Annotated in this window: 24 protein-coding genes and 1 pseudogene; 12 read left to right on the top strand and 13 right to left on the bottom strand. The window is 58.8% G+C overall.

The genetic code is table 11. From position 1 onward, the window contains the following. Position 1: 1 nt before the first annotated feature. The 3 genes from RGCCGE502_RS29530 to RGCCGE502_RS29520 all read right to left on the bottom strand — a co-directional run bounded on the left by RGCCGE502_RS29530 (position 2) and on the right by RGCCGE502_RS29520 (position 3,465). Positions 2-1,537 carry a sugar ABC transporter ATP-binding protein gene (locus RGCCGE502_RS29530; protein WP_016557895.1) on the bottom strand — a complete coding sequence of 512 codons (1,536 nt, stop codon included), beginning with the start codon at positions 1,535-1,537 and terminating at the stop codon, positions 2-4. A 71-nt stretch (positions 1,538-1,608) separates the two neighbouring features. Next, the gene (rhaS, locus tag RGCCGE502_RS29525; RefSeq protein WP_016557894.1) at positions 1,609-2,604 is read right to left on the bottom strand and encodes a rhamnose ABC transporter substrate-binding protein; all 996 of its coding nucleotides are present in this window, start codon (positions 2,602-2,604) and stop codon (positions 1,609-1,611) included. A 51-nt stretch (positions 2,605-2,655) separates the two neighbouring features. Then, entirely contained in the window at positions 2,656-3,465 is an 810-nt protein-coding gene (locus RGCCGE502_RS29520) for a DeoR/GlpR family DNA-binding transcription regulator (protein ID WP_016557893.1), read from the bottom strand. 200 nt (positions 3,466-3,665) lie between these two features. On the opposite strand from RGCCGE502_RS29520, the gene RGCCGE502_RS29515 reads away from it, so the two are divergent. Next, complete coding sequence (locus RGCCGE502_RS29515) at positions 3,666-5,762, top strand: bifunctional rhamnulose-1-phosphate aldolase/short-chain dehydrogenase (RefSeq protein ID WP_016557892.1); 2,097 nt, start codon at positions 3,666-3,668, stop codon at positions 5,760-5,762. 2 nt (positions 5,763-5,764) lie between these two features. Here RGCCGE502_RS29515 and RGCCGE502_RS38355 read toward each other — a convergent pair. Beyond that, positions 5,765-5,915 (bottom strand): annotated as a pseudogene (locus RGCCGE502_RS38355) (YqaE/Pmp3 family membrane protein); the annotation flags it as partial. Between the two features lie 81 nt (positions 5,916-5,996). Between RGCCGE502_RS38355 and rhaI the strand changes: the two are divergent. Then, positions 5,997-7,289: an L-rhamnose catabolism isomerase gene (gene rhaI / locus RGCCGE502_RS29510; RefSeq protein ID WP_016557891.1), complete on the top strand. Its 1,293-nt coding sequence runs from the start codon at positions 5,997-5,999 to the stop codon at positions 7,287-7,289. A 60-nt stretch (positions 7,290-7,349) separates the two neighbouring features. Here the strand turns inward: rhaI and RGCCGE502_RS29505 are convergent, their stop codons facing one another. Further along, on the bottom strand, positions 7,350-7,808 hold the full coding sequence (locus RGCCGE502_RS29505) for a carboxymuconolactone decarboxylase family protein (RefSeq protein ID WP_016557890.1): 459 nt from the start codon (positions 7,806-7,808) through the stop codon (positions 7,350-7,352). A 109-nt stretch (positions 7,809-7,917) separates the two neighbouring features. Here RGCCGE502_RS29505 and RGCCGE502_RS29500 point away from each other — a divergent pair, with 109 nt between their 5' ends. Continuing rightward, positions 7,918-8,790, top strand: coding sequence for a sigma-70 family RNA polymerase sigma factor (locus RGCCGE502_RS29500; RefSeq protein ID WP_016557889.1), 873 nt, complete (start codon positions 7,918-7,920; stop codon positions 8,788-8,790). Between the two features lie 76 nt (positions 8,791-8,866). Here RGCCGE502_RS29500 and RGCCGE502_RS29495 read toward each other — a convergent pair whose 3' ends face one another. After that, the gene (locus tag RGCCGE502_RS29495; RefSeq protein WP_016557888.1) at positions 8,867-9,076 is read right to left on the bottom strand and encodes a hypothetical protein; all 210 of its coding nucleotides are present in this window, start codon (positions 9,074-9,076) and stop codon (positions 8,867-8,869) included. Between the two features lie 139 nt (positions 9,077-9,215). Between RGCCGE502_RS29495 and RGCCGE502_RS29490 the strand changes: the two genes are divergently transcribed. Both RGCCGE502_RS29490 and RGCCGE502_RS29485 read left to right on the top strand, forming a co-directional pair. Continuing rightward, on the top strand, positions 9,216-9,836 hold the full coding sequence (locus RGCCGE502_RS29490; protein ID WP_040675859.1) for a TetR/AcrR family transcriptional regulator: 621 nt from the start codon (positions 9,216-9,218) through the stop codon (positions 9,834-9,836). 67 nt (positions 9,837-9,903) lie between these two features. Next, complete coding sequence (locus RGCCGE502_RS29485; protein ID WP_016557886.1) at positions 9,904-10,095, top strand: hypothetical protein; 192 nt, start codon at positions 9,904-9,906, stop codon at positions 10,093-10,095. On the opposite strand, the gene RGCCGE502_RS29480 is transcribed toward RGCCGE502_RS29485, so the two are convergent. Next, on the bottom strand, positions 10,092-10,529 hold the full coding sequence (locus tag RGCCGE502_RS29480; RefSeq protein ID WP_016557885.1) for a DUF1810 domain-containing protein: 438 nt from the start codon (positions 10,527-10,529) through the stop codon (positions 10,092-10,094). The two genes, RGCCGE502_RS29485 and RGCCGE502_RS29480, sit on opposite strands and share 4 nt — an antisense overlap. Before the next feature lie 70 nt (positions 10,530-10,599). Beyond that, positions 10,600-10,905 (bottom strand): hypothetical protein, encoded by a 306-nt coding sequence (locus RGCCGE502_RS29475; RefSeq protein WP_016557884.1) that lies wholly within the window; start codon positions 10,903-10,905, stop codon positions 10,600-10,602. Positions 10,906-11,128: 223 nt separating this feature from the next. Here RGCCGE502_RS29475 and RGCCGE502_RS29470 point away from each other — a divergent pair, with 223 nt between their 5' ends. Genes RGCCGE502_RS29470 through RGCCGE502_RS29460 form a run of 3 tightly spaced genes read left to right on the top strand, consistent with a single transcriptional unit; the run spans position 11,129 to position 14,199 of the window. Beyond that, on the top strand, positions 11,129-12,499 hold the full coding sequence (locus RGCCGE502_RS29470; RefSeq protein ID WP_016557883.1) for an amidase: 1,371 nt from the start codon (positions 11,129-11,131) through the stop codon (positions 12,497-12,499). 22 nt (positions 12,500-12,521) lie between these two features. After that, positions 12,522-13,385: a sugar phosphate isomerase/epimerase family protein gene (locus tag RGCCGE502_RS29465; protein ID WP_016557882.1), complete on the top strand. Its 864-nt coding sequence runs from the start codon at positions 12,522-12,524 to the stop codon at positions 13,383-13,385. Between the two features lie 19 nt (positions 13,386-13,404). Beyond that, positions 13,405-14,199 (top strand): HpcH/HpaI aldolase family protein, encoded by a 795-nt coding sequence (locus tag RGCCGE502_RS29460; RefSeq protein ID WP_016557881.1) that lies wholly within the window; start codon positions 13,405-13,407, stop codon positions 14,197-14,199. Here RGCCGE502_RS29460 and RGCCGE502_RS29455 read toward each other — a convergent pair whose 3' ends face one another. Next, the gene (locus tag RGCCGE502_RS29455) at positions 14,200-14,871 is read right to left on the bottom strand and encodes a spermidine synthase (RefSeq protein WP_016557880.1); all 672 of its coding nucleotides are present in this window, start codon (positions 14,869-14,871) and stop codon (positions 14,200-14,202) included. It abuts the gene before it with no gap. 91 nt (positions 14,872-14,962) lie between these two features. Next, positions 14,963-15,256 carry a hypothetical protein gene (locus tag RGCCGE502_RS37790; RefSeq protein ID WP_016557879.1) on the bottom strand — a complete coding sequence of 98 codons (294 nt, stop codon included), beginning with the start codon at positions 15,254-15,256 and terminating at the stop codon, positions 14,963-14,965. A gap of 201 nt (positions 15,257-15,457) precedes the next feature. Here RGCCGE502_RS37790 and RGCCGE502_RS29445 point away from each other — a divergent pair, with 201 nt between their 5' ends. From RGCCGE502_RS29445 to RGCCGE502_RS29435, 3 genes are all read left to right on the top strand, one after another. Continuing rightward, entirely contained in the window at positions 15,458-15,742 is a 285-nt protein-coding gene (locus RGCCGE502_RS29445; protein ID WP_016557878.1) for an acylphosphatase, read from the top strand. Between the two features lie 232 nt (positions 15,743-15,974). Then, complete coding sequence (locus RGCCGE502_RS29440) at positions 15,975-16,307, top strand: GYD domain-containing protein (protein WP_016557877.1); 333 nt, start codon at positions 15,975-15,977, stop codon at positions 16,305-16,307. A 262-nt stretch (positions 16,308-16,569) separates the two neighbouring features. Beyond that, on the top strand, positions 16,570-17,298 hold the full coding sequence (locus RGCCGE502_RS29435) for a L,D-transpeptidase (RefSeq protein ID WP_016557876.1): 729 nt from the start codon (positions 16,570-16,572) through the stop codon (positions 17,296-17,298). Between the two features lie 70 nt (positions 17,299-17,368). On the opposite strand, the gene RGCCGE502_RS29430 is transcribed toward RGCCGE502_RS29435, so the two are convergent. From RGCCGE502_RS29430 to RGCCGE502_RS29420, 3 genes are all read right to left on the bottom strand, one after another. Then, positions 17,369-19,171, bottom strand: coding sequence for a PAS domain S-box protein (locus RGCCGE502_RS29430; protein ID WP_040675953.1), 1,803 nt, complete (start codon positions 19,169-19,171; stop codon positions 17,369-17,371). A 116-nt stretch (positions 19,172-19,287) separates the two neighbouring features. Further along, positions 19,288-19,965, bottom strand: coding sequence for a dimethylsulfonioproprionate lyase family protein (locus RGCCGE502_RS29425; RefSeq protein ID WP_016557874.1), 678 nt, complete (start codon positions 19,963-19,965; stop codon positions 19,288-19,290). A gap of 112 nt (positions 19,966-20,077) precedes the next feature. After that, positions 20,078-20,863, bottom strand: a complete 786-nt coding sequence (locus tag RGCCGE502_RS29420; protein ID WP_016557873.1) for a pyrroline-5-carboxylate reductase — start codon at positions 20,861-20,863, stop codon at positions 20,078-20,080. A 195-nt stretch (positions 20,864-21,058) separates the two neighbouring features. Here RGCCGE502_RS29420 and RGCCGE502_RS29415 point away from each other — a divergent pair, with 195 nt between their 5' ends. After that, positions 21,059-21,625: a DedA family protein gene (locus RGCCGE502_RS29415; protein WP_016557872.1), complete on the top strand. Its 567-nt coding sequence runs from the start codon at positions 21,059-21,061 to the stop codon at positions 21,623-21,625. Positions 21,626-21,685: the final 60 nt, after the last annotated feature.

The raw sequence follows: 21,685 nt of genomic DNA, 5'->3' as shown, positions 1-21,685 counted from the left end.
CTCAAGCGTTGCCGGTCGCGGCGCGAACCAGCGTTTCCGGCGTGAGATCCCTGCGCTCGAAAAGACCGGCCATCAGGCCCTCCTTCATGACCAGGACCCGGTCGGACATTCCAATGATTTCAGGCAGCTCCGACGAAATCATGATGATCGACAGACCCTCGGCGGCGAGCTCGCTAATAAAGCCATGCACGGCAGCTTTCGAGCCGATGTCGATGCCCTTGGTGGGTTCGTCGAGGATGATCACCTTCGGCATGGTGGCGAGCCATTTACCGATCACGACCTTCTGCTGGTTACCGCCCGACAGGGTTCCGACAGGGACCGAAAAGGCGGCAGCGCGAAGATCCAGGCGCTCGGCATATTTGCGCGCGAGTGCAAATTCGTTGGCGGCTTTCAGGAAGCCCTTGCGCGAGGTACGTCCAAGCGAGGGAAGTGTCATGTTCTGGTAGATCGGCATGGGCAGCGCCAGTCCGTGACGGCCGCGCTCCTCGGGAACATAGACGATGCCTGCCCTGATGGCGTCTTGTGGCGAGCGGATCGCAATCTCCTGACCTTCGAGCGAAAGCCGTCCGGAGGCGGGCGTGGTGATTCCGAAAAGGGACTGGCAGAGCTCGGATCGGCCAGCACCGATCAGGCCGTAGACACCAAGGATTTCCCCCTTGCGCAGGGTGAACGAGATATCTCGGAACTCTGTTTGATGACAGTATTTCTCGACCTGAAGCACCGGGCCGCCGATTGTCACATCGATCTTCGGGAAGGCATTCTCGACCTCGCGGCCGACCATCAGCCGAACGATATCATCCTGGGGCGTCTGTTTGAGTTGGCCGTGGCCAACCGCGCGGCCGTCGCGGAAGACCACGAAGTTGTCGGCAATCTCATAGAGCTCGTCGAACTTGTGACTGATGAAGAGGATCGCCTTGCCTTGCGCCTTCAGGGTCTCGACGATCCGGAAAAGGTCGTCGATTTCCTTTCGCGACAGTGCAGCGGTCGGCTCGTCCATGATGACGATGCGCGCCTCGATCGAGAGCGCCCGGGCGATGGCCACAAGATGGCGCTGTGCAATTGAGAGATCCTTGAGCCGGATCGTCGGATCTATATTGCTTTCAAGGGAATGCAGCAATTGTTTCGAGCGACTGTTCATCAGCTTCCAGTCGATCGTACGAAGCCTTGTTCGCGGCGCATGGCCGAGAAATATGTTTTCGGCCACGGTCAGTTCGTCAAAAAGGACGGTTTCTTGATGGATGGCGGTTACGCCGACGTCGATGGCTGACTGAGCATTGGTGAAGGTCGTAATCTTGCCATCGATGATGATCCCGCCTTCGTTTGGCCGGTAAATGCCCGTCAGGATCTTGACGAGCGTCGACTTGCCAGCACCGTTTTCACCGATCAGGGCGGTGACCTTGCCGGGATAGAGCGCGATGCTGACGTTATCGAGCGCCTTCACACCAGGGAAGATCTGCGAAATCCCACGCATCTCCAGGATCGGGGGGACCTCGTCCGCCTTGATGCCCGAGACGGATTGTTGAAGGGCAGTGTTCATCAGCGTTTACCAGTGTTCAGGTGGAAAAGTCCCGGCGGGAGAACCGCCGGGTTTTTGTTGTAGGAGCGCGCCTAGAAAACCTTCGAGAACTGGTCGATGTTCGAAGCGTTGTAGACAAACGGATCGGACATAGCGGCTTCGCCCTTGTCGTCGATCTTGATCTTGCCCATGCGACCGGCTTCGATTTCGGAGCCCGGCTTTCCAGTCGCGTCACCCTTTACGAGGTGGTAGGCGATCTGGGTGGCGGAATATCCGAGGTCGATGGGGTTCCAGATGGCGAACTCCTTCGTTGCACCCGACTTGATCGCTCCCGCCATTTCGGACGGCAGGCCGAGGCCGGTCACATAGACCTTGCCGACGAGGCCCTTGTCTTCAACAACCTTTGAGGCGGCCAGAACGCCGACCGTCGTCGGAGCGACGATGACCTTGACGTTCGGGTTGGACTTCAGCAGGCCTTCGGCTTCGCGATAGGACTTGTCGGACAGATCGTCGCCGTATACCGTGGTAACGAGGTTGAGACCCGGGAAGTCCTTGAGCTGCTTCTTCATCTGGTCGATCCAGATGTTCTGGTTTGTCGAGGTGGTCGTAGCCGACAGGATTGCGAAGTCGCCCTTGCCGCCATCAAGGTGGTCCTTGGCCAGCGTCAGGCACATCTTGCCGATCAGTTCGTTGGACGATGGGTTGAGCTGCAAGATGCGGCCGTCCTTATTGACGCCCGAATCCCAGGAGATGACCTTGATGCCACGCTGTTTGGCTTTTTTCAGAGCCGGCACGACGGCATCCGGGTCGTTGGCGGAGATGGCGATCGCGTCAACGCCCTGGGCGATCAGCGAGTTAATGACTTCTATCTGGCCTTCTGCCGTCGTCGACGTCGGGCCGGTGTAGATGACCTCCACGCCGCCGAGTTCCTTCGCAGCTTCTTGCGCGCCCTTGTTGGCGGCTTCGAAGAAGCCGTTGCCGAGAGACTTCACGACCAGACCGATCTTGACGTCCTTGGCGCTTGCCGCGCCCGCCATCAGGGCGACGGCAAAGGCAACGCCCACTGCCAGTGTCTTTGCGAGTTTCATGCTTTAATCCTCCCACGTTGATAAGACTTGACTACATCCTGACGGCGCCACTCAAGCGACCGACGAGGAATCCTCCTTGGCCTGCGAGATTGTGCTCGCAATCACGAGCTTGATGCCCGCATCCTCAATCATCCGTACGGAGTCCTCGGGAACGCCGTCGTCGGTAATGATCGTTGAAACGCGGTCGAGCGGGCACAGAATGAGGCTCGACCGACGATGAAACTTGCTGGAATCGACCATGACGACCAGTTCGTCTGCCTGGTGCATAAGCTTCTGCTCGCTTTGGATGATCTGCGCATCCGCCTCCATGACGCCGAGCGGACCGACACCCTGCGCGCCGATGAAGAAACGCCTGGCGTAGAAGTTGCGGATCGCATCATTGTCGAACGGTGAAAGGATGAGGCTCTGCTCGCGGTAGATCACGCCGCCGGGAACGGTCACGGTGTTCTTCGAATGCTTGACCAGGTGCTCGGCGATGGCAAACGAATTGGTCATCACCTGCATGCGATGGGCGGCCATGAAATGCACCATCTGGAACGTGGTCGTTCCGCCATTGATGATGATGGCGTCGCCGGGATCGCAAAGGTCGACAGCTGCCCGGGCGATCGAGCGCTTCTTATCGATGTTGACCGATTCCGAAACCCGAAACGGACGCCCCGCAAGATTTCCGAGCTGCGGCGGATGCACGGCCTCGGCGCCTCCACGGACGCGACGGATCTTTCCCTGCACGTGGAGGGCTGCAATATCGCGCCGAATCGTCGCCTCGGAAGCTTCGGTCAGCTCGGATATGTCCTGAACTGTCACGACCGACTTTTCCTGAACGGCACTCATGATAATGCGATGGCGTTCGCGTTCGTGCATGGGGTTCCTCCTAACCTGCTTATTTCGCAGTTACGAAAAACTGTCAATCAAAAACGATCATAAAAGTTCATATTGCGCTGCAACATAATCGAAGTTGATCGTTTTCGATTGACAATGCCAGCTTTGATGAGCGATATCGTCGGCGCAAAGGAGCGCAGAGTTCGTTCGCGCATCCACGAAATTTCATATGGGAGGATGACATGGCGGCAACCGTCCGGCTTCTTGATAACCGTTGGGACGATTCATATGCGGGAGGCCTCGATGAGCCTGGAAAGCTGCTGTATCGCTCCAATTTGCTTGGCGCTGACAAGCGCATCACCAACTACGGGGGAGGCAATACCTCTGCCAAGGTGACGGAGACGGATCCGCTGACTGGCGAGAAGGTCAAGGTCCTCTGGGTCAAAGGCTCGGGCGGCGATGTCGGCACCATCAAGCTCGACGGCTTTGCAACGCTCTACCAGGACAAGCTCGACTCGCTCAAAGGGATCTACAAGGGCGTCGCGGATGAAGACCGCATGGTCGGGTTCCTTCCGCACTGCACCTACAATCTCAACGGCCGCGCCGCGTCCATCGACACGCCATTGCATGGTTTCGTTCCCTTCACACATGTCGACCACATGCATCCGGACGCCATCATTGCGATTGCTGCCTCCAAGAACTCCCGGGAATTGACGAAGCAGATCTTCGGTGACGACATCGGCTGGCTCCCATGGCGCCGCCCCGGGTTCCAGCTTGGCCTCGACCTCGAGGCCTTCGTCCGGGCAAACCCGAACGCAAGGGGCGTGGTCCTCGAAAGCCATGGCCTCTTCACATGGGCCAACGACGCAAAGGCTTGCTACGAGCTGACGCTGGACATCATCAACAAGGCGATCGCTTGGTTTGCCGAGAAGACCGAGGGCAAGACGATCTTTGGTGGTGCAGCGACCGCGAGCCTGCCGGTCGAACAGCGTCGCGCCATCGCCGCGCGCCTGATGCCCGAAATCCGCGGCCGAATTGGCCAGGCGGAGCGCAAGCTTGGTCACTTCGATGACCAGGATGCTGTCCTGGAATTCGTAAACTCCAGGAACCTGCAACCGCTCGGGGCTCTTGGTACCAGTTGCCCGGATCACTTCCTGCGAACCAAGATCCGTCCGTTGATCGTCGCGTTCGATCCGGCAAATCCGGATATCGATGCTGTCGTTTCTGGCCTCGACGAGGCGCTCGAGGACTATCGCGCCGACTACGCCCGTTACTACAATGACTGCAAGCACGACAATTCGCCCGCCATGCGGGACGCGAATCCCGTCATATTCCTTCTTCCCGGGGTCGGAATGCTGTCATTCGCACGGGACAAGGCGACCGCCCGCATTGCCAGCGAATTCTACGTCAATGCCATCAATGTCATGCGGGGGGCATCGACCGTTTCAGAATACCAGGGCCTGCCCGAGCAGGAAGCATTCGACATTGAATACTGGCTGCTCGAAGAGGCCAAGCTTCAGCGCATGCCAAAGCCGAAGAGCCTTGCCGGGAAGGTTGCTTTCGTGACCGGCGGCGCCGGTGGCATCGGTCGAGCGACTGCCACCCGATTGATTGGGGAGGGTGCCTGCGTCGTACTGGCCGACATCGATCAGGATGCGCTCGAAAACACGCGGGCAGATTTTTCGAGGCAATTTGGTGGCGATGCCGTCCGCAGCATGAAGCTCGACGTGACCAGCGAAGATGCGGTGATTTCGTCATTCGCCGAAGCCTGCGTCGAATTCGGTGGGATCGATATCCTCGTGTCGAACGCGGGTATTGCTTCGTCAGCGCCAATCGAAAGCACGGAGCTCTCGATGTGGAACAAGAACATGGACATTCTTTCGACCGGGTACTTCCTTGTGTCGCGGGAAGCCTTCCGTCTCTTCCGCAGGCAGAACCTCGGGGGCAACGTCGTCTTTGTCGCGTCGAAGAACGGCCTTGCTTCCTCGCCGAATGCGGCTGCCTACTGCACGGCAAAGGCAGCCGAGATCCATCTTGCCCGTTGCCTGGCGCTCGAGGGCGCAGAGGCTGGCATTCGCGTCAATACCGTCAATCCGGATGCGGTGCTTCGCGGCTCGAAGATCTGGAGCGGAGAGTGGCGCGAACAGCGCGCGGCCTCCTCCAGGATCGAAATCGGCGAACTGGAGGAACACTACCGCAAGCGTTCGATGTTGAAGCTGAATGTCTTTCCAGAGGACATCGCGGAAGCGATCTACTTCCTGGCATCCGATCTTTCGGCAAAGTCAACCGGCAACATCATCAACGTTGATGCCGGCAATGCGCAGAGTTTCCCGCGCTGACATCTCCGGAGGCTCATCCATGTTGCATGGATGATCCTCCGGAATGTAGCCGCAAAGCGTCAGCAAAACATCGAGCCAGAGTGCAGGCCGAAACCGACCTGCAGAAAAGAGAGGCGGCAGGATGATAGGAAGAAGTATTCGTATGTTGTCCACTGCCGCTTCGTTCACGATGAAGCATTCCACGCATGAGAACGTGGACAGGAGCCGTGGTTCGTTGCGGCAAGGGAGGAAATTATGGCCGAAACCAGAATCGCGCAGGACCTGATCGCGCGGGAAAATGACAAGCGTGGTGCAGCGCTCCAATCCGACTACAAAGCTCTCGGCGCCAACTTGGCGCGGCGCGGCATCGACATTGAAACCATAACACGAGGTGTGTCCGAGTTCTTTGTCGCCGTTCCGTCCTGGGGCGTCGGTACCGGTGGTACACGGTTTGCCCGCTTTCCGGGAAGCGGCGAACCGCGGGGCATCTTCGACAAGCTCGATGATTGCTCCGTCATCAACGAGCTGACGCGCGCGACACCAAGCGTCTCCCTTCATATCCCGTGGGACAAGGCAGACGCGAAGGAACTGAAGGCGAAGGGCGATGCGCTGGGCCTTGGTTTCGACGCAATGAACTCCAACACCTTCTCAGATGCACCCGGCCAGGCACATTCCTATAAATTTGGCTCACTGAGCCACACGGATGCGGCGACGCGTGCGCAGGCTGTCGATCACAACATCGAATGTATAGAGATCGGAAAGGCGATCGGTTCCAAGGCACTGACCGTCTGGATCGGCGATGGTTCGAATTTCCCTGGCCAGAGCAACTTCACGAAAGCATTCGAACGCTACCTTGCGTCGATGGCTGACATCTACAAGGCGCTTCCGGACGATTGGAAGCTCTTTTCCGAGCACAAGATGTATGAGCCAGCTTTCTATTCGACGGTGGTGCAGGACTGGGGTACCAACTACCTGATCGCCCAGACGCTCGGTCCGAAGGCTCAATGCCTCGTCGATCTTGGTCACCATGCCCCGAATACCAACATCGAGATGATCGTCGCCCGCCTCATCCAGTTCGGCAAACTCGGCGGCTTCCATTTTAACGACTCCAAATATGGAGACGACGATCTGGATGCCGGTGCGATCGAGCCTTACCGCCTTTTCCTTGTGTTCAATGAACTGGTCGAGGCAGAACAGCGCGGCGTCAATGACTTCAATCCAGCACACATGATCGACCAGTCACACAATGTCACGGATCCGATCGAAAGCCTGATCAACAGTGCCAACGAAATCCGTCGGGCCTATGCCCAGGCGCTGCTTGTCGACCGTGAGGCGCTCTCCGGGTACCAGAATGAAAACGACGCGCTGATGGCGACGGAAACCCTGAAACGCGCCTATCGCACCGATGTCGAGCCGATCCTTTCAGAGGCACGCCGGCGTGCTGGTGGAGCGATCGATCCGGTCGCGACCTACCGTGCTAGTGGCTATCGCAAGAAGGTTGCAACGGAACGGCCTGCATCGGTTGCCGGGGGTGGCGGCATTATCTGATCCCTGGCCTCCATGAGCGTTGCTAGGGCCGCTGTCGGCGCGACAGCGGCCCTCTTCAATTCAAGGTTTCCATTCGCCGGCGATCTGCCGGGTGGCAATGTTCAACCGGTTCCAGACGTTGATGTTGGCGATGGCGATGACGAGCGCTGCCAGGCTCTTGCCATCGAAATGTCGCGTGGCTTCATCCCAGATGTCATCGGGTACCGGGTCGGCCCGATCGCTGATGCGGGTAACCGCTTCCGTCAGCGCAAGGGCAGCCCGCTCGGCCGGAGTGAAATAAGGCGTATCGCGCCAGGCACTGACGGCGAACAGTCGCTCATCGGTTTCGCCCGCCTTCTTGGCGATGCGTGGATGTCCGTCAATGCAAACGCTGCAGCCGTTGATTTGGCTGGCGCGCATATTGACAAGTTCCAGCAGGATTGGCGACAGACCTGATTTGGCAGGTATCGTTGCCAGCGCCTGCAGCGCTTGCATCGCGTCAGGAACAACGACGGCCGGATTTCCCATTCTTGCTTGCATCATGCTTCTCCTTGATATGTTTTCGAAATGACGTCGCCGGCCGTGCTTGTCACATCGGCCGGGTTTGGTTCGTCATGACGTTGACGGAACAGGTTGGAGGAATGTGACAATGACGCAAGAAAATTGGCTGGCTGAAGAATTCGAAGCGAACAGGGCGCACCTCAGCGCCGTTGCATTCCGCATGCTCAGCTCCCGCGCGGAGGCCGACGACGCGGTTCAGGAGGCTTGGCTTCGGCTCGGTCGTACTGATGTAACTGCTATCGGCAACATCAGCGGTTGGCTGACGACCGTCGTGGCGCGCATCTGCCTGGACATGCTGCGTTCCAGAAAGGCGAGGCGTGAGGAGCCGTTTGACCTGCCCGTGCACGGACGCATCGCAGACACGTCCAAGTCGGTGGATCCAGAGCGGGAGGCGGCCTTTGCCGACTCCGTAGGCCTGGCGCTACTGGTGATCCTCGAAACACTGGCGCCTGCCGAGCGCGTCGCCTTCGTGCTGCATGATATGTTTGATCTGCCGTTCGATGACATTGCGCCAATCCTTAACCGGTCACCTGCGGCAACGCGACAGCTTGCAAGTCGCGCCCGCCGTCGGGTTCAGGGCAAGACGGACGTGGCAGAGGCGGACGCCACGCGCAAGATGCAGATCATCAGTGCGTTCCTTGCGGCCTCGCGGCTCGGCGACATTAAGGCACTTCTGTCGGTCCTCGATCCGCAGGTGGTCTTCACCCCTGACGTTGCGGCGATGCGGTACAACCCTTCTGTACGCGAACTTCGCGGCGCCGATGCGGTTGCAGAGACCTTTAAGGGTCGGGCTCAGGCAGCACAACCGGCAAAAATCGATGGAGAATTCGGTTTCGTTGTTGTGGTCGGCGGACAACTTCGCGTCGTCCTGCTGTTGACGTTCGAGGGAGAAAAGATTGCCGCCATCGATGCCGTGGCGGACCCCGTCTATCTCGACAACCTGAAATATGAGTTGCTCTGAGAGAGCGGTTCAAACGGAAAGGGCCGCCGTTGGTCAACGGCGACCCTCCCAAGGGCAGGGAACCGCCCGGAAAACATCAGCAATAGCTGCACATGGCAGCCGGATCACTCGAAATCGACTTCAGAAAATTGCCCACGGGTGAGGTCCGCTGTTCGCGCGTCCTGGCCGCTGTCTCGAGGAGACTTTTGAAATCGTCAAGTTTTACACCGTCGGCGCGGAGCACCATGGCGATCAGGGGGTCGCGAAGGGCTTCGGAAATCGTCAATTCTTCTCTGGTCTTGCTCATGGTTTGCCTCCTTTCGTGGGCGGTAGCCCGTGTTCCACTCCGGCGGCGCCATGTGCTGCGGCATGCAGCCTCGTTGACTTCGGCCAAGAGTAGTGTTACCGGTAAGTAACAATGCATTTGTTACCGATCGGTCACATGGATGTCAAGGACCTTGTCCGCAAAAAAAGCTGAATCATTGGCTCTTCAATTTCCTGCCAACGACCAGAAACTCCCGCCACGCGAGCGTATTGTATCCACCGCCACACAGCTGTTTCGGGAGCACGGCATCCGCGGGATCGGGGTGGATGCGATTGCAGACGCGGCTTCAACCAACAAGATGACACTCTATCGCCATTTCGGCTCCAAGGACGAACTCGTCTGCGAGACGCTGCGCCGCGCTTCGGAGAAGGCCGAGGCGATCTGGCGCGACCTCGAGACGGCCCATCCTGGGGACCCAAAGAGCCAGCTGAGGGCGTGGGTTGAAGCACGCACCGAGAGTCTCTGCGGCAAGCACGTCGGCTGCGATCTCGCCAATGCGGCCATCGAACTCAAGGGTGAGGGGCATCCGGCCTATGGTGTGATCGAGCGGCATAAGGCTGAACAGCGTGACAGGCTCGAAGCGCTCTGCCTTGCAGCCGGTGCGCGCGAACCGACGCTTCTGGCCGACACGCTTACGCTACTTCTGGAGGGGGCTCGCGTGACGCGTCAGGCAATGGGCAACGCCACATGCTGCAATCACTTCTCCAAGGCCTGCAACGCTGCCATGACCGCCTTTGTGTGAACGCGGCCCGCCCAGGCGGGAACCATCTTTCGTTACGCTCGTTATTCACGACGTGGGAAGAATTGGTATGAATTACACCTACCTTCACCGTCTGTACGAAAAGCGAGCTGAGCTCGAAGCCAAGCTTGAGCTGTATGATGCGCGCAGCTGCTTCGGCGACGAGGAAATTGATGACGGCACGGATCGCGAGTTGCGAGAGCGGCTCAGCGAAGTCTCCAAAGAGATCGACACCCTGGAGCACTCGAACGCTCGTTATTAATTGCCCGCGTCAAGCAGCTGTATAGTCCTCTCGTCGAACTCTCCGAGATAGAATCGGTCAATGACCTGGTGAAAGGGTGAGCCATGGTCGCTGATCGCTGCGAACAGCGTCATCGATGAGCGAAGCTTGAGATCGTCGGGGGATCCAAACACCTCGCGGGCGGACAAGCCGTCGATGCCGAGGATGGCATCGACGCAGCGCCGTAAGCGACTGCCAAGCACTGGATCTGCGAGATAGGCGGCGGCCTCTTCGGCGGACCGGATCGCATATTTTTCGGCCATCGCGGATGTGCCCAGTCCGGCAATTTGGGGAAAGATGAACCACATCCAATGTGATCGCTTGCGCCCGGCCCTCAATTCGGAAAGCGCTCGCTCGTAGACACCATTCTGTGCGTCCACGAAGCGATCAAGATTGTAATCGATCTCACCTGACATCGACGGTCCTCCCTTTGCGCATAACTATGCCGCAAGGAGAGCTTGTCCATGTTCGGACCGTGACCTGCCGCTAGCAGGACCTGTCGGGGTATGGGCTGTGCTCACGGCAGTAGTCCACCGATGGAAGCGTATCCGAGATTGATCCGACCGTTGCCGGGTCGAGGGATGCCATTGGCGCCGTAAAATGCACCGTCAATCCCGCGGCACCCAGGAGCACGAAGGCTGCAAGGACAATCACGCGGTCCGATATGGAAGGTCTATGCGCGTTCACTCGTTCGCCATATTCGCGTTCACCCATGCCGTTCAACTCGTCTTCCGTTGTATGATGATGCACCACGTCGCCGCGCGTCGTGTGCCAAGTCTCACCATCTTGCATTTTGTTAACTCCTACACTGAAGCGTGCATCGGCATATGATCGTCCTTTGCCGGCAGACAGCACGCGAAACGCATTTGTTATTTTCTGACGTCGGTTTGAAGAGCGGATACACAAACGCAGTGTTCATAAAATCGAACCAATCGGTTTGATCTGACTTTAAGGGCTTGGCTCATCGACAAAATTCGGTTTAGGTCTGCAGGACAATCAGATTGCGGATAGGCCCATGGCAAACTCATTTGGCGCGATGTCCGTCGCGCAGCTTTCCAGTCTTATTCAAACGGCAGCCGTTGACCCGATCGAGGTAACACAAGCCGTGCTCGAGGGTATTGATGCCTATGCGGATCGGGCGGTCTTCACGGCAATCCTGAGGGATCGTGCGCTCGAGGAGGCCATGCTGTCGTCCAAACGGCTGAGGGAGGGCCGCTCGCGAGGAATGCTGGACGGCATACCCATCGCCTGGAAAGACCTATTCGATATTAAGGGTCGGACGACGACCGCGGGCTCTACCGTTCTCGCGACCGGCCCGGCGGCCGAAGCCGACGCGGCAGTCGTGGCAGCGCTGAAACAGGCGGGGATGATTTCGATCGGCTGCACCGCGATGAGCGAGTTCGCTTTTTCGGGCCTTGGGCTCAATCCGCATTTCGGCACGCCCGGAAACCCGGCAAGTGTTGACGTGCCGCGCATCCCCGGCGGATCGTCATCAGGGTCCGGCGTCGCGGTGGCGGCCGGGCTTGTGCCGGTCGCCATGGGCACGGACACCGGGGGATCGGTGCGCATTCCTGCCGCGTTCAACGGCATCGTTGGCTACAAGGCGACACGCGGTCGTTACCCCATGGATGGCGTCTACCCACTGGCGAAAAGTCTGGATTCTCTTGGCCCGCTGTGCAGGACCGTAAAGGACGCCGTGTGGATTGACGCGGCTTTGCGCGGGGCGCCCTTTCCGTCGCTACCGGCTCGCCCGGTCGAGGGGCTTGAGATTGTCGTGCCAGAAAACGTCGTCTTCGATGGTGCTCAACCCGGAGTTATCGCATCCTTCGAGGCGGCGCTTGACCGGCTTTCCGGGTTGGGCGCATCGATCACTCGGATCACAATACCGGCCTTCGACAGCATATTGGGACTCATGAGCCGGTATGGCGCCCTCGTAACGGCCGAGGCCTATGCGCTTCACCGCGAACTGCTGACCGGGTCGGCCGCCGACGACATGGATCGACGTGTCGTCTTGCGTACCAGGCTCGGGGAGAAAACTACGCTCTCGGATTATCTTGCAATCCTGGATGCGCGGCAGCGGCTGATTGTCGATGTCGAACGCCTCGTCGGAGACAGCCTCGTCGCCTTTCCATCGGTTGCCCATGTCGCACCGCCAATTGCGCCACTCGAAGCCGACGATGAGCTTTTCTTTGCAACCAACGGTCAGACCTTGCGTAACACGATGCTCGGCAATTTCCTCGATTGGTGCGGTGTATCGGTTCCCTGCGGGACTGGTGAAGCCAATATGCCAGTTGGTCTCCTGCTCTCTGCGGTGGCAGGGCGGGATGAAGCGGTCCTTGGCGCGGCGCTTGGAGCGGAAGAGGTTGTGCGCGGGGACTTGAAATGAACAATCGGTGTTGGGAGAGATCATGACTGAAGGCATGCTAGAAAATGGACACTTTGCAGTTTCGACGTGGTCGCTCCATCGGTTGTTGGGGGCCGTCTATCCCTATGGCCCGGATCCAGACCAGAGCTCGGACAGCAAGGAGCCGTACGGACCGGGGCGTTCATCGCTCATCGAGATCCCGCGGCAGCTTGCGAGCAACCGTATCGGACGGCTCGAGATCTGTTCGTTTCATCTGCCAAGCCTGGATCGGGGTTATCTCCTAGAACTGCGGGCGGCGCTCCAGGATGCGGATATCGTGCTGCAGACGCTTCTTGTCGAGGATGGGGATCCGAGCCATCGGGCAACTGCCAAACGCGACATCGAATGGATTGCCGGCTGGCTCGAGATCGCAGAGGCGCTTGGCGCCAGGAACATGCGGGTGATCGCCGGCAAGCAGGCGCCAGTACGGGAAAATCTGGAGCGTTCGGCCGGTCATCTGGGCTGGCTTGCAAGACAGGCCGACAATAGCGGGGTTCGCATCGTCACTGAGAACTGGTTCGATCTCTTGCCGTCCCCGACGGAAACGAACTGGCTGCTTGATACGCTGGAAGGCAAGGTGGGCCTTAACGGCGACCTCGGCAACTGGGCAGCGCCCGACAAATACGAGGGACTTTGCGATATCATGCGACGGGCAGAACTATGCCACGCCAAGGCCAATTTCAGTTCGTCCGGCCTCGATGGTGATGATTATCGCAAGGCTTTGGAATCGTGTCGGACGGCAGGCTACGACGGACCATTTACGTTGATTTACGATTCAACGTTCTACGCCGATGAGTGGGATGGTATCCGGCGTGAAAAGGCGTTTATCGAGGAATTCCAACTTGACAGGCAGCGCGCGGTCGGCTGACCCGCAAAAGGAGCATGGAATGAGCGGCGGGACGATCGACAGCTTCGCACAGCGGATCAGAAGCAGTGAAGGCGGATTGATTTCTGCGTGGATTGGTATTCCCGATCCACTATTCGTCAATCATCTGGCGCAGGAGGCATTCGACGCCGTCGTGCTGGATATGCAGCACGGCGTCTGGGATCTGGGATCGGCTGCCGTCGGAATCGGTCAGGGAAGACTTGCCGGAAAGCCCGTCCTCGCGCGAATTCCAGTCGGCGATTTTGCTGCGGCCTCCCGCCTCCTTGATGCGGGCGCCTCGGGCATCATTGCACCAATGATCAACTCGGCATCGGATGCAGTCGCCTTCGCGAAGGCCACCAAGTATCCGCCGGTAGGAGAGCGTAGCTGGGGACCGACGCTGGCCCTTAACCATACGGGACTTCCCGCAGCCGAATATCTGACGACCGCGAACGATGCGACCGTCGCCATCGCCATGATTGAAACGCGCGCCGCGCTTGATGCCGCGGACGAAATCATGCGCGTTGACGGCATCGACGGTATTTTCGTCGGGCCATCGGACCTGTCGATCGCACTCTCGCAAGGCGCGACGGTGGCGCCGGATACGCCGGAGGTCGACGGCGTCCTGAAGCACTTGGTCGCTCGATGCCGCGCTCATAACAAGTTCGCCTGCGTTTTTGGCAGCAACGGCGAGCGGGCAGGTGAGCTGTTGAAAATGGGCTTCGATTTCGTCATTGCTGGCGCCGACACGCAGCAACTGCGCTCAGGCGCGGCAAGCGCCATTGCAGCCGCAAGACGAATTCACGCTTCGAGCTGACTACTTGACTGCTAGCCAGATGACGTGACGCGCGCCTCCTCGCTTGCCATTGGCACGCGTGTTGACTGCCTCGACGGCGAAACCGCAGTCGCAAAGCCGCCGGGTGAACCCGGCGTCAGGCCCGGATGACCACACCGCGAGGACCCCGTCAGGCAGAAGGGCAGTTTTTGCCGCGCGCAGTCCGGCAGCATCGTAAAGGCGATCATTGGAACGGCGCGTCAATCCGTCAGGCCCGTTGTCCACGTCAAGCAGGATGGCATCGAACGCATCTTTACGCCCCCGTAGCAGTTCGCCAACATCGCCTTGATGAATGGTGACCCTTGGATCATCCAGGCAGCCCTGAAAGACCTCTGACATCGCGCCGCGTGCCCAGTTGACGACCGCCGGCACAAGTTCGGCAACGATGACCGACGCGCTTTCGGGCAAAACCGAAAGGGCGGCGCGGAGTGTGAACCCCATTCCGAGGCCGCCGATTAGGATGGTCGGGCGCGGATGTTTCCTGATCTTCTCGTAGGTAAGAGTTGCGAGCGCTTCTTCAGAGCCGCTGAGGCGGTTGTTCATCAGCTCGTTTGAGCCGAGCATGATCGAAAACTCGCTGCCGCGTCGCTTGAGCCGCAATTCGCCGCTTTCTCCGGGGATGGGCGCCGAGTCAAGTTGAATCCAGGGAAGCATGTCTGTCCTACCTCGCTTTGCGTGCCCTCCCTAGCACAACAAGGCGGTCCCGCGAACCGAATCTCAGGTCGCCGGACAGGTGCGGCACTGCTTACTGGATATCGCGGCAAGCCTGGCTGGCTGCAGGGGTCCCCGGCTGCGCTCGCACGCGCTGGCCGCCTGGGCAAATGGTCCAATTGATCTGGTCTGAATAGATGGTGGTCGTGCCGAAATCGATCGGAATTGAAAGACCTCCGCCCCCCGTTCCCTCTGTGTCGGGAGATGTTCCTAATGGCGGAGAACCGTCAAAACGGCCGCTGCTGTCCATGCCCATGCTCGCTTGTGCGAAGGCCGAACCAGCAAAACCGAGGAGGAGCACTGAAGTCACTGCGATAAGCCTGCGCATGATCGAGATCCCTTCACGTTGAAGCACTTATGAATATAGAGCCAATTTTGATTTTCACCAGCAACTCGCAGCCATCCAGGAGTTTAAATTTGTGCCATGTCGATTGATGATTAACGGCACCGGGAGCTGTTCGGGCGTTACACCCTGAATTCCTGGTCGGCGGCGCCATATTGTCTTCAGGTAGGTGGACGGGAGGCTAGCATGGATACCGATTCGAAAGTGGTCAAAGTGCGAATATCCGGACGCGTCCAGGGTGTCAGCTTTCGCGTCTGGACGCGGATGCGGGCACGCCGATTGGGGTTGAAGGGGTGGGTACGCAACGAGGACGACGGTTCTGTCATGGCCCTTATCGCCGGTGAGGAATCCGCCGTTTCGAGCATGTTGAAGGATTTCTGGAAGGGGCCACCCGGGGCTTCGGTCGATGCCGTCAATGTCGAAACGACCTGGCCCGAGAGTCTTCCCGATGGCTTCGAGATCACAGCGTGACCTGAACAGCCTCCTTTGTCTCAGTCACCTGGCACGGCCTTCGGCGATTTCGCCGATATGTCGGCATCGTGGTTTCGACGGAGGTGGGCGCGGCGCGGGGCTTCTTGATCGACACGGCGAGCTACGCTGCCGGCCTTTACTCCGGTTTATCTGTCGCGGCAAACGCCTGGGTGTGAGATATTGAGTACGGGCAGGTCGCCCGGTCTGCCCGGTTGTTGAGGGAGGATATCCTATGCCACTGTTCATAATTACAGGGTGCTATTCAGCGACGGCAGCGAAGGGAATGATTGCAGATCCATCGGACCGGGAAGCGGCGGCGCGCGCCATCATGGAAGCAGCGGGGGGCAAACAGCATTCTTTCTACGTCACGACCGGCGAAACTGACTGGATGGTAGTCGCCGAATTTCCTGACGGTGTTGACTTGATCCCCGCACTCCTCGTCATCGGCGCATCGGGAGCAGTTTCGAATATCAAAACCGTGCGAGCATATACGGGTGCCGAATTCAAGGCCGCCCAAGTAAAGGCGGGCAAAATCGCATCTGCCTACAAAGCCCCGTCAAAATGAAGCAGGCCACTTGATGACATCAATGCTGGCAGCGGATGCTCGATCACTGCCAGTGCGTTTCTGCCTCCTTCAAATTCGGCTTCGAAAGGGGACTTCTGCTCGCGTCGAGCCGGTGTTCCGGAGCGGTTGTTGCTCTCCGGAAACAGTAGCTGGCAGAGCAGCGTCGTTCGCGCGATTGTGCACGCTCGTTTCACATTTCAGCCATGGTGTCGGCGAGTAGGACTGTCTCGCCCTGTCCAAACTCGAATCGGAACTTCTGAAATTGCATGCCACATCCTTGATCCGACCGCTCCTGATGGCGGCTGGCGCCTCTCTTCTTGCAGCTTGTACGCAAATTCCATCAGACCGCCTGGTCGTGTCCGTCAATGCTGCCTCGACCGAAGCACCTGTCCCAGAGCCCCAGCCTGCGCTTCAGCCCTCCGCCATGCCGATCGATCGACCTACGGAAAAGCCGGACTATTCAATCGCGTATGCAGAAGTGGACGATCAGGAATTCCGCTGGCCGGCGATCGACCACGCAGCTGTTCCTCCCGACTATCTGCGCCAGGAGGTGGACTACCCAACGGATGAGCCGCCGGGCACTATCATTGTCGAGACCGAGAAGAAATTCCTCTACCTCGTTCTCAAGGACGGACGTGCGATCCGCTACGGGGTAAGCCTGGGTGCGCAGGGACGTGCCTGGAAAGGGCGAGCGATCATCCAGTGGAAGAGAAAGTTCCCGACCTGGACGCCCACGCCTTCCATGATTGCCCGAAATCCAAAACTCGCGCAGTGGAAGGGGGGCATGCAACCCGGCCTGACAAATCCTCTCGGCGCGCGCGCGCTCTACATCTTCCAGGACGGCACGGACACGCTCTACCGTATCCATGGCTCTCCGGAGTGGCAAACGATCGGAAAGAATGCGTCATCTGGCTGCGTTCGGATGTTCAACCAGGATGTCATCGACCTCTACGAACGTGTTCGCGGAAAGGCACCCCTTCTCGTAAAATAGGGCCGGGGGACGAGAAGAGGGGCCGGCCGGGTCGATTACGGAAGGTCCGCACGAGCGCCCTTCTCTTCCGCTATTGCTGCGGTTGGAACGAGCGCTCGCGATCCCACCCGTCATCAATCACGGCATTGACTTCGCATATGACGCCTGCCGGATCATAGGTGATAGTCACGTCGCCCTTGAGCTCGGCGGCAAGCAAGTTCTCGATCAGGCGGGAGCCGAATCCCTTTCGTGCCGGTTCATTGACCTTTGGCCCGCCCGTTTCCTGCCATCGCAGGGTGAGTTGTTGCGGGTCGTCATTCGCGATTGACCAGTGAACGGAAATCTGCCCCTCCGGCACGGACAGGGCCCCATACTTTGCCGCATTCGTGGCCAGTTCGTGCAACGCGAGCGAGATCGACACTACTGCCCGTGGGACAAGGCGAATGCTGGGCCCCGATATCGAAAACCTTTCGCGCGCATAGGGAGACAGAGCCTCCTTCACGACCGATTCCAGCTCGGCCTGTTCCCAGTTTCCGTGCATGAGAAGGTCATGGGCCCTCGACATCAGGGCGATCCTGGCCTCGAATGCATCCACCCCTGCGCGGTTCGCTGTCTCACGCCCAAGGGTTTGTCGAGCGATGGCCATGACAGTTGCAAGCACATTCTTGACGCGATGATTGAGCTCTCCAACAAGAACGGTCTGAAGTCGTTCTGCCTCCTTACGGGCACTAATGTCGTGGGCAATTTTCGAGGCACCTATCGTCCTGCCATAGGCGTCAAAAATCGGGGAAACGCTGAGCAGGACATCGACCAGCTTGCCATCGCTGCGCCGGCGCTTTGTTTCGTAGGGATCGACCCTCAGGCCGGCGCTGACCTGCCTGATGATGGCAGGCTCTTCTTCAATCCTGTCGTCCGGAACAAGGATCATCACCGAACGTCCGATCGCTTCGTCCGCCGAGTAGCCGTAAAGCTTTTCCGCGCCACTGTTCCAACTCGTGATGCGCATGTTGAGGTCGGTGCCGAGAATAGCGTCGTTGGAAGAGGCGATGATCGCCGCAAGACGACGTTCCACCTCCTGGGCGCGCTTGCGTTCAGTGATGTCGACGACAACGGCGACGGCCTGCCTTATGTTCCCGTGCTCGTTGCGAAGGGACGAGACCGAATTCGCGACCCAGACAAGACTTCCATCCTTGCGTACGTACCGTTTCTCGATATCGAAGCTCTGGCCGGTTTCCAGCATGCGCCTGAACGAATGCACATAGTCATCGAGATCGTTCGGGAACGTTATGTCCTGTACCCGCATCTTCAGGAGCTCTGCTTCCGAATAACCGACGATTTCGCAGAAGCGTCGGTTTACGAGATGCAGCCTGCCAGCGAGATCGGATTGGCCGATCCCGGCCGCCGTCTGCGTGAATATGGCGCGAAATCGCTCCTCGCTGTCGCGCAATGCGGCTTCAGACCTGACGCGCTCGGTGGTCTCGTTCACTATACAGAATACGCCGCGGACCTTTCCTGTTTCATCGCGTATCGGCGAGTAGGAAATATCGAAGTGGACGGTCTCGGGATAGCCGTGACGCTCAATGTAAAAGGGTCGGTCCCTGGCAACGACCGTTTCCCCGAAATCGAGGACGCGGCGCAAGAGAGGCTCAAGATCGCTCCACAACTCTCCCCAGTTTTCGCGAGCGGGCCGGCCAAGAGCGCGAGGATGCTTGGTTCCGATGGTTGGCGCATAGGCGTCATTGTAGAGGGCGATGAATTCCTCACCCCAGAACAGAACGATCTGCGCCTTGGCCGCCAACATGAGGTCTACGGCCGACTTCAGACAGTGGGGCCACGTGCTTGGCTGTCCCAGACTGCTTTCGGCCAGGCCCTGACCGTAGATGCGACCCGACATCTCGTCGGATCCGGGTAACGGGTCGTTGCTGTGCAGGGTCTTCTCCTCCACCGGATGGCCTTTCAATTCAGAGGTTTGACGGGCAAACGTCAAGGGTAAATTAAGGTGAAGTCGCTTTACTTCTCGACGTGGCACCACGCCGCCAGGAGTGGTCGCGACGTGCACCGCATCGCGACGTTGTGGCCAGCTTCATTGAAGAAGATCGAACCGACCGTACCGCGTTGCCACCCCTTGTCGTCGCATGAGAATTCGCAGTCCGACAGAGCCAGAAAAACACGGGATCGAAACTGGATGTGATCGGGAAAACGGCTGTAGGGCGCCATGATGGTCAGACCGAGAGCGACGTCGCTTCGTTCCTCGATGCCCGACATACCAGCGATTACAGCATGAGCGTGGGTATGCTCGATATTGATGCTGGCAAACGGGCCGGTCTTGCTGGCGACCCATTCGAGACTCTTAGCGACATCGTTGATGGCGGCCGCAGCTTCTTCATAGGGCTCGCCCCTTAAGGCCAGGTTGCGGAGCGCGAATTGCAACTGGGAAGCCAGCGGCAGCGGGCTCGCAGGTTTCATTGCGACGGCACCGGGCTCCTGCAGCAGGTGGAATACCTTGCCTGCAACGAATTTTTCCATGAATGGAGCCGCGTCCGACATCAGGATGTTGCCCAGCGCACCGATGACGCGTGCCACGTTGGCAGGTCTGCGCGCGCGGCTCACGGCATAGTCGCCACTTGCCGTTCTTGTTCCACGATGCAGAAGGAGGTCGGCTTCCCTTCTCAACCGGGGTTTTGACATTGGTTTACGAAACTCCTGCTTGCTCCCGGATCCTTATCTCGGAGCGGTCAAAAAGCAAACCACTCGATAGGTTTTTCATGTGTCCGAAATGTCGACATGTTTTGCTACACCGTCAGCTGTCTGTCTCGCCCTCGATCCTCCTCAGGACGCGATCAAGCGCCGATAGCAACGCGGCACGTCCGCCCTTTGCCTTGAAGTCGGACAATACCTGTTCGTTCAGGCCACCCTTCGTCGCGAATTCGCTGCTGAGGTCGTCGAGTGAAACCCCGGAGCGCATGGCTGTTTGCGATAGGCTGGTGAATAACGGTGCGATAAAGGCGCGCCCCTTGCCGGCGGCGAGGCCTTTGTCTTCGAGCCACCCGGCCGAGATGTCCATGATCCCGAGAACGGTTGACATCAGCGAGCTCGCTGCTGCGAGAAGATCATATTCTTTCTTCGTATCGCATTCGATTGTGGTTCCAAGAACGGAAAAAAGCGCCGCGACGTCCCGATCCGGCGGGAAGATGGCGGTAACACCTTCGCGTTTTGCCACGAACGGCAATGGGATGGCCTGGACCAGGTGAACTTCCGCTCCGATCCATCCAAGCATGGTCTGGCGATCGGTCGCCGCGACGACGCTGAGAATGGACTGCCCGTTACGGAACGTCAGCTCACTCACGACATCCTGTGCAATTTGCGGCCGGACTGCGAGGACAACCATGTCACTCTGATCGATGACAGACTGGTTGTCGGTCGCGATCGAGACTTCTCCAAAGTCAGCCGCAAGACGTTGCGCAATCTCGGCGCTTCGAGGCGAAACCGTCACATGCGAGAGAGCAGGAGGTTCTATCAGGAGCCCCCTGACCATGGCCTCGGAAATCGTCCCTGTTCCGATGAAACCGATCTTCGTCATCCTCATGCGTCCCGTCCTCCCCAGACGCCACGACCGCCCTTCGTATCGCGCCTGTTGGGTTGGATACAGCCTCGCGTGATTGCCTGCAAGGTTGGCCGGAAAGGTTCAGGTTTGAAATCAAGCGAAGACAGATTGCCGCCAGGATCAATCCAATGCAGATTGCCTGGCATGGAACACTGGAGTCTAGCATTGCTAGAAAAGATGATCGGCGACTACGGTGTGCTCGCCGTGTTTCTCGGCGCGGGTATCGAGGGTGAAACAGCGGCATTTCTCGGCGGAATCTTTGCCCACCGCCACCTCCTCGCCTACTGGCAGGTGGCATTGGCCGCAAGTCTTGGATCGTTCGCCGCAGACCAGTTCTTCTTCCTGTTGGGCCGCCATGCAGCGAAATGGTCTTATGTCAAAAGGCTTCTTGCCTCGGCGCCGATCGCCAGGGCGACGCGGCTCCTCGAGGCGCATCCGACGAGCTTCATCCTGGCTTTTCGGTTCATCTACGGGATTCGCACGATCAGTCCTGTTGCAATCGGTGTGTCGAGCGTTTCCGGATTGAAATTCGTTAGCCTCAATGCAATTGCCGCATCAGCATGGGGTGTCCTGATAACAGGCGCCGGCTTTTTGGCCGGGCAGGCGATCGAAGCCATGCTCGGACGCCTGCAACTGGATGTTCACCTGTTGATTGCACTGGTCGCCGTCGCCATTTTCGTGTCACTTGGCGCCTATGTCGCCAAAAAGGAAATGACGAGGCGCTCGGCACGGCTTGGCGGGTGAGGGATGCCGTCGCCGGCATTGCGGAGCTGAACGCTTGGACTTGAGGGTATTTCGCGGCGC

Origin of the sequence: Rhizobium grahamii CCGE 502, assembly GCF_000298315.2 — a bacterium.
In the GTDB taxonomy this organism is placed as follows: domain Bacteria; phylum Pseudomonadota; class Alphaproteobacteria; order Rhizobiales; family Rhizobiaceae; genus Rhizobium; species Rhizobium grahamii.
This window is presented reverse-complemented; position numbering and strand designations above follow the sequence as displayed.

Coding starts and splice junctions, on each gene's coding strand:
- RGCCGE502_RS29485 (WP_016557886.1), top strand. CDS start 9,904: ATGAATTACACCTACCTTCACCGTCTGTACGAAAAGCGAGCTGAGCTC.
- RGCCGE502_RS29455 (WP_016557880.1), bottom strand. CDS start 14,871: ATGCTTCCCTGGATTCAACTTGACTCGGCGCCCATCCCCGGAGAAAGC.
- RGCCGE502_RS29515 (WP_016557892.1), top strand. CDS start 3,666: ATGGCGGCAACCGTCCGGCTTCTTGATAACCGTTGGGACGATTCATAT.
- rhaI (WP_016557891.1), top strand. CDS start 5,997: ATGGCCGAAACCAGAATCGCGCAGGACCTGATCGCGCGGGAAAATGAC.
- rhaS (WP_016557894.1), bottom strand. CDS start 2,604: ATGAAACTCGCAAAGACACTGGCAGTGGGCGTTGCCTTTGCCGTCGCC.
- RGCCGE502_RS29445 (WP_016557878.1), top strand. CDS start 15,458: ATGGATACCGATTCGAAAGTGGTCAAAGTGCGAATATCCGGACGCGTC.
- RGCCGE502_RS29440 (WP_016557877.1), top strand. CDS start 15,975: ATGCCACTGTTCATAATTACAGGGTGCTATTCAGCGACGGCAGCGAAG.
- RGCCGE502_RS29480 (WP_016557885.1), bottom strand. CDS start 10,529: ATGTCAGGTGAGATCGATTACAATCTTGATCGCTTCGTGGACGCACAG.
- RGCCGE502_RS29475 (WP_016557884.1), bottom strand. CDS start 10,905: ATGCAAGATGGTGAGACTTGGCACACGACGCGCGGCGACGTGGTGCAT.
- RGCCGE502_RS29500 (WP_016557889.1), top strand. CDS start 7,918: ATGACGCAAGAAAATTGGCTGGCTGAAGAATTCGAAGCGAACAGGGCG.
- RGCCGE502_RS29420 (WP_016557873.1), bottom strand. CDS start 20,863: ATGAGGATGACGAAGATCGGTTTCATCGGAACAGGGACGATTTCCGAG.
- RGCCGE502_RS29415 (WP_016557872.1), top strand. CDS start 21,059: ATGATCGGCGACTACGGTGTGCTCGCCGTGTTTCTCGGCGCGGGTATC.
- RGCCGE502_RS29460 (WP_016557881.1), top strand. CDS start 13,405: ATGAGCGGCGGGACGATCGACAGCTTCGCACAGCGGATCAGAAGCAGT.
- RGCCGE502_RS29520 (WP_016557893.1), bottom strand. CDS start 3,465: ATGCACGAACGCGAACGCCATCGCATTATCATGAGTGCCGTTCAGGAA.
- RGCCGE502_RS29530 (WP_016557895.1), bottom strand. CDS start 1,537: ATGAACACTGCCCTTCAACAATCCGTCTCGGGCATCAAGGCGGACGAG.
- RGCCGE502_RS37790 (WP_016557879.1), bottom strand. CDS start 15,256: ATGCGCAGGCTTATCGCAGTGACTTCAGTGCTCCTCCTCGGTTTTGCT.
- RGCCGE502_RS29425 (WP_016557874.1), bottom strand. CDS start 19,965: ATGTCAAAACCCCGGTTGAGAAGGGAAGCCGACCTCCTTCTGCATCGT.
- RGCCGE502_RS29490 (WP_040675859.1), top strand. CDS start 9,216: ATGTCAAGGACCTTGTCCGCAAAAAAAGCTGAATCATTGGCTCTTCAA.
- RGCCGE502_RS29430 (WP_040675953.1), bottom strand. CDS start 19,171: ATGTCGGGTCGCATCTACGGTCAGGGCCTGGCCGAAAGCAGTCTGGGA.
- RGCCGE502_RS29470 (WP_016557883.1), top strand. CDS start 11,129: ATGGCAAACTCATTTGGCGCGATGTCCGTCGCGCAGCTTTCCAGTCTT.
- RGCCGE502_RS29495 (WP_016557888.1), bottom strand. CDS start 9,076: ATGAGCAAGACCAGAGAAGAATTGACGATTTCCGAAGCCCTTCGCGAC.
- RGCCGE502_RS29465 (WP_016557882.1), top strand. CDS start 12,522: ATGACTGAAGGCATGCTAGAAAATGGACACTTTGCAGTTTCGACGTGG.
- RGCCGE502_RS29505 (WP_016557890.1), bottom strand. CDS start 7,808: ATGCAAGCAAGAATGGGAAATCCGGCCGTCGTTGTTCCTGACGCGATG.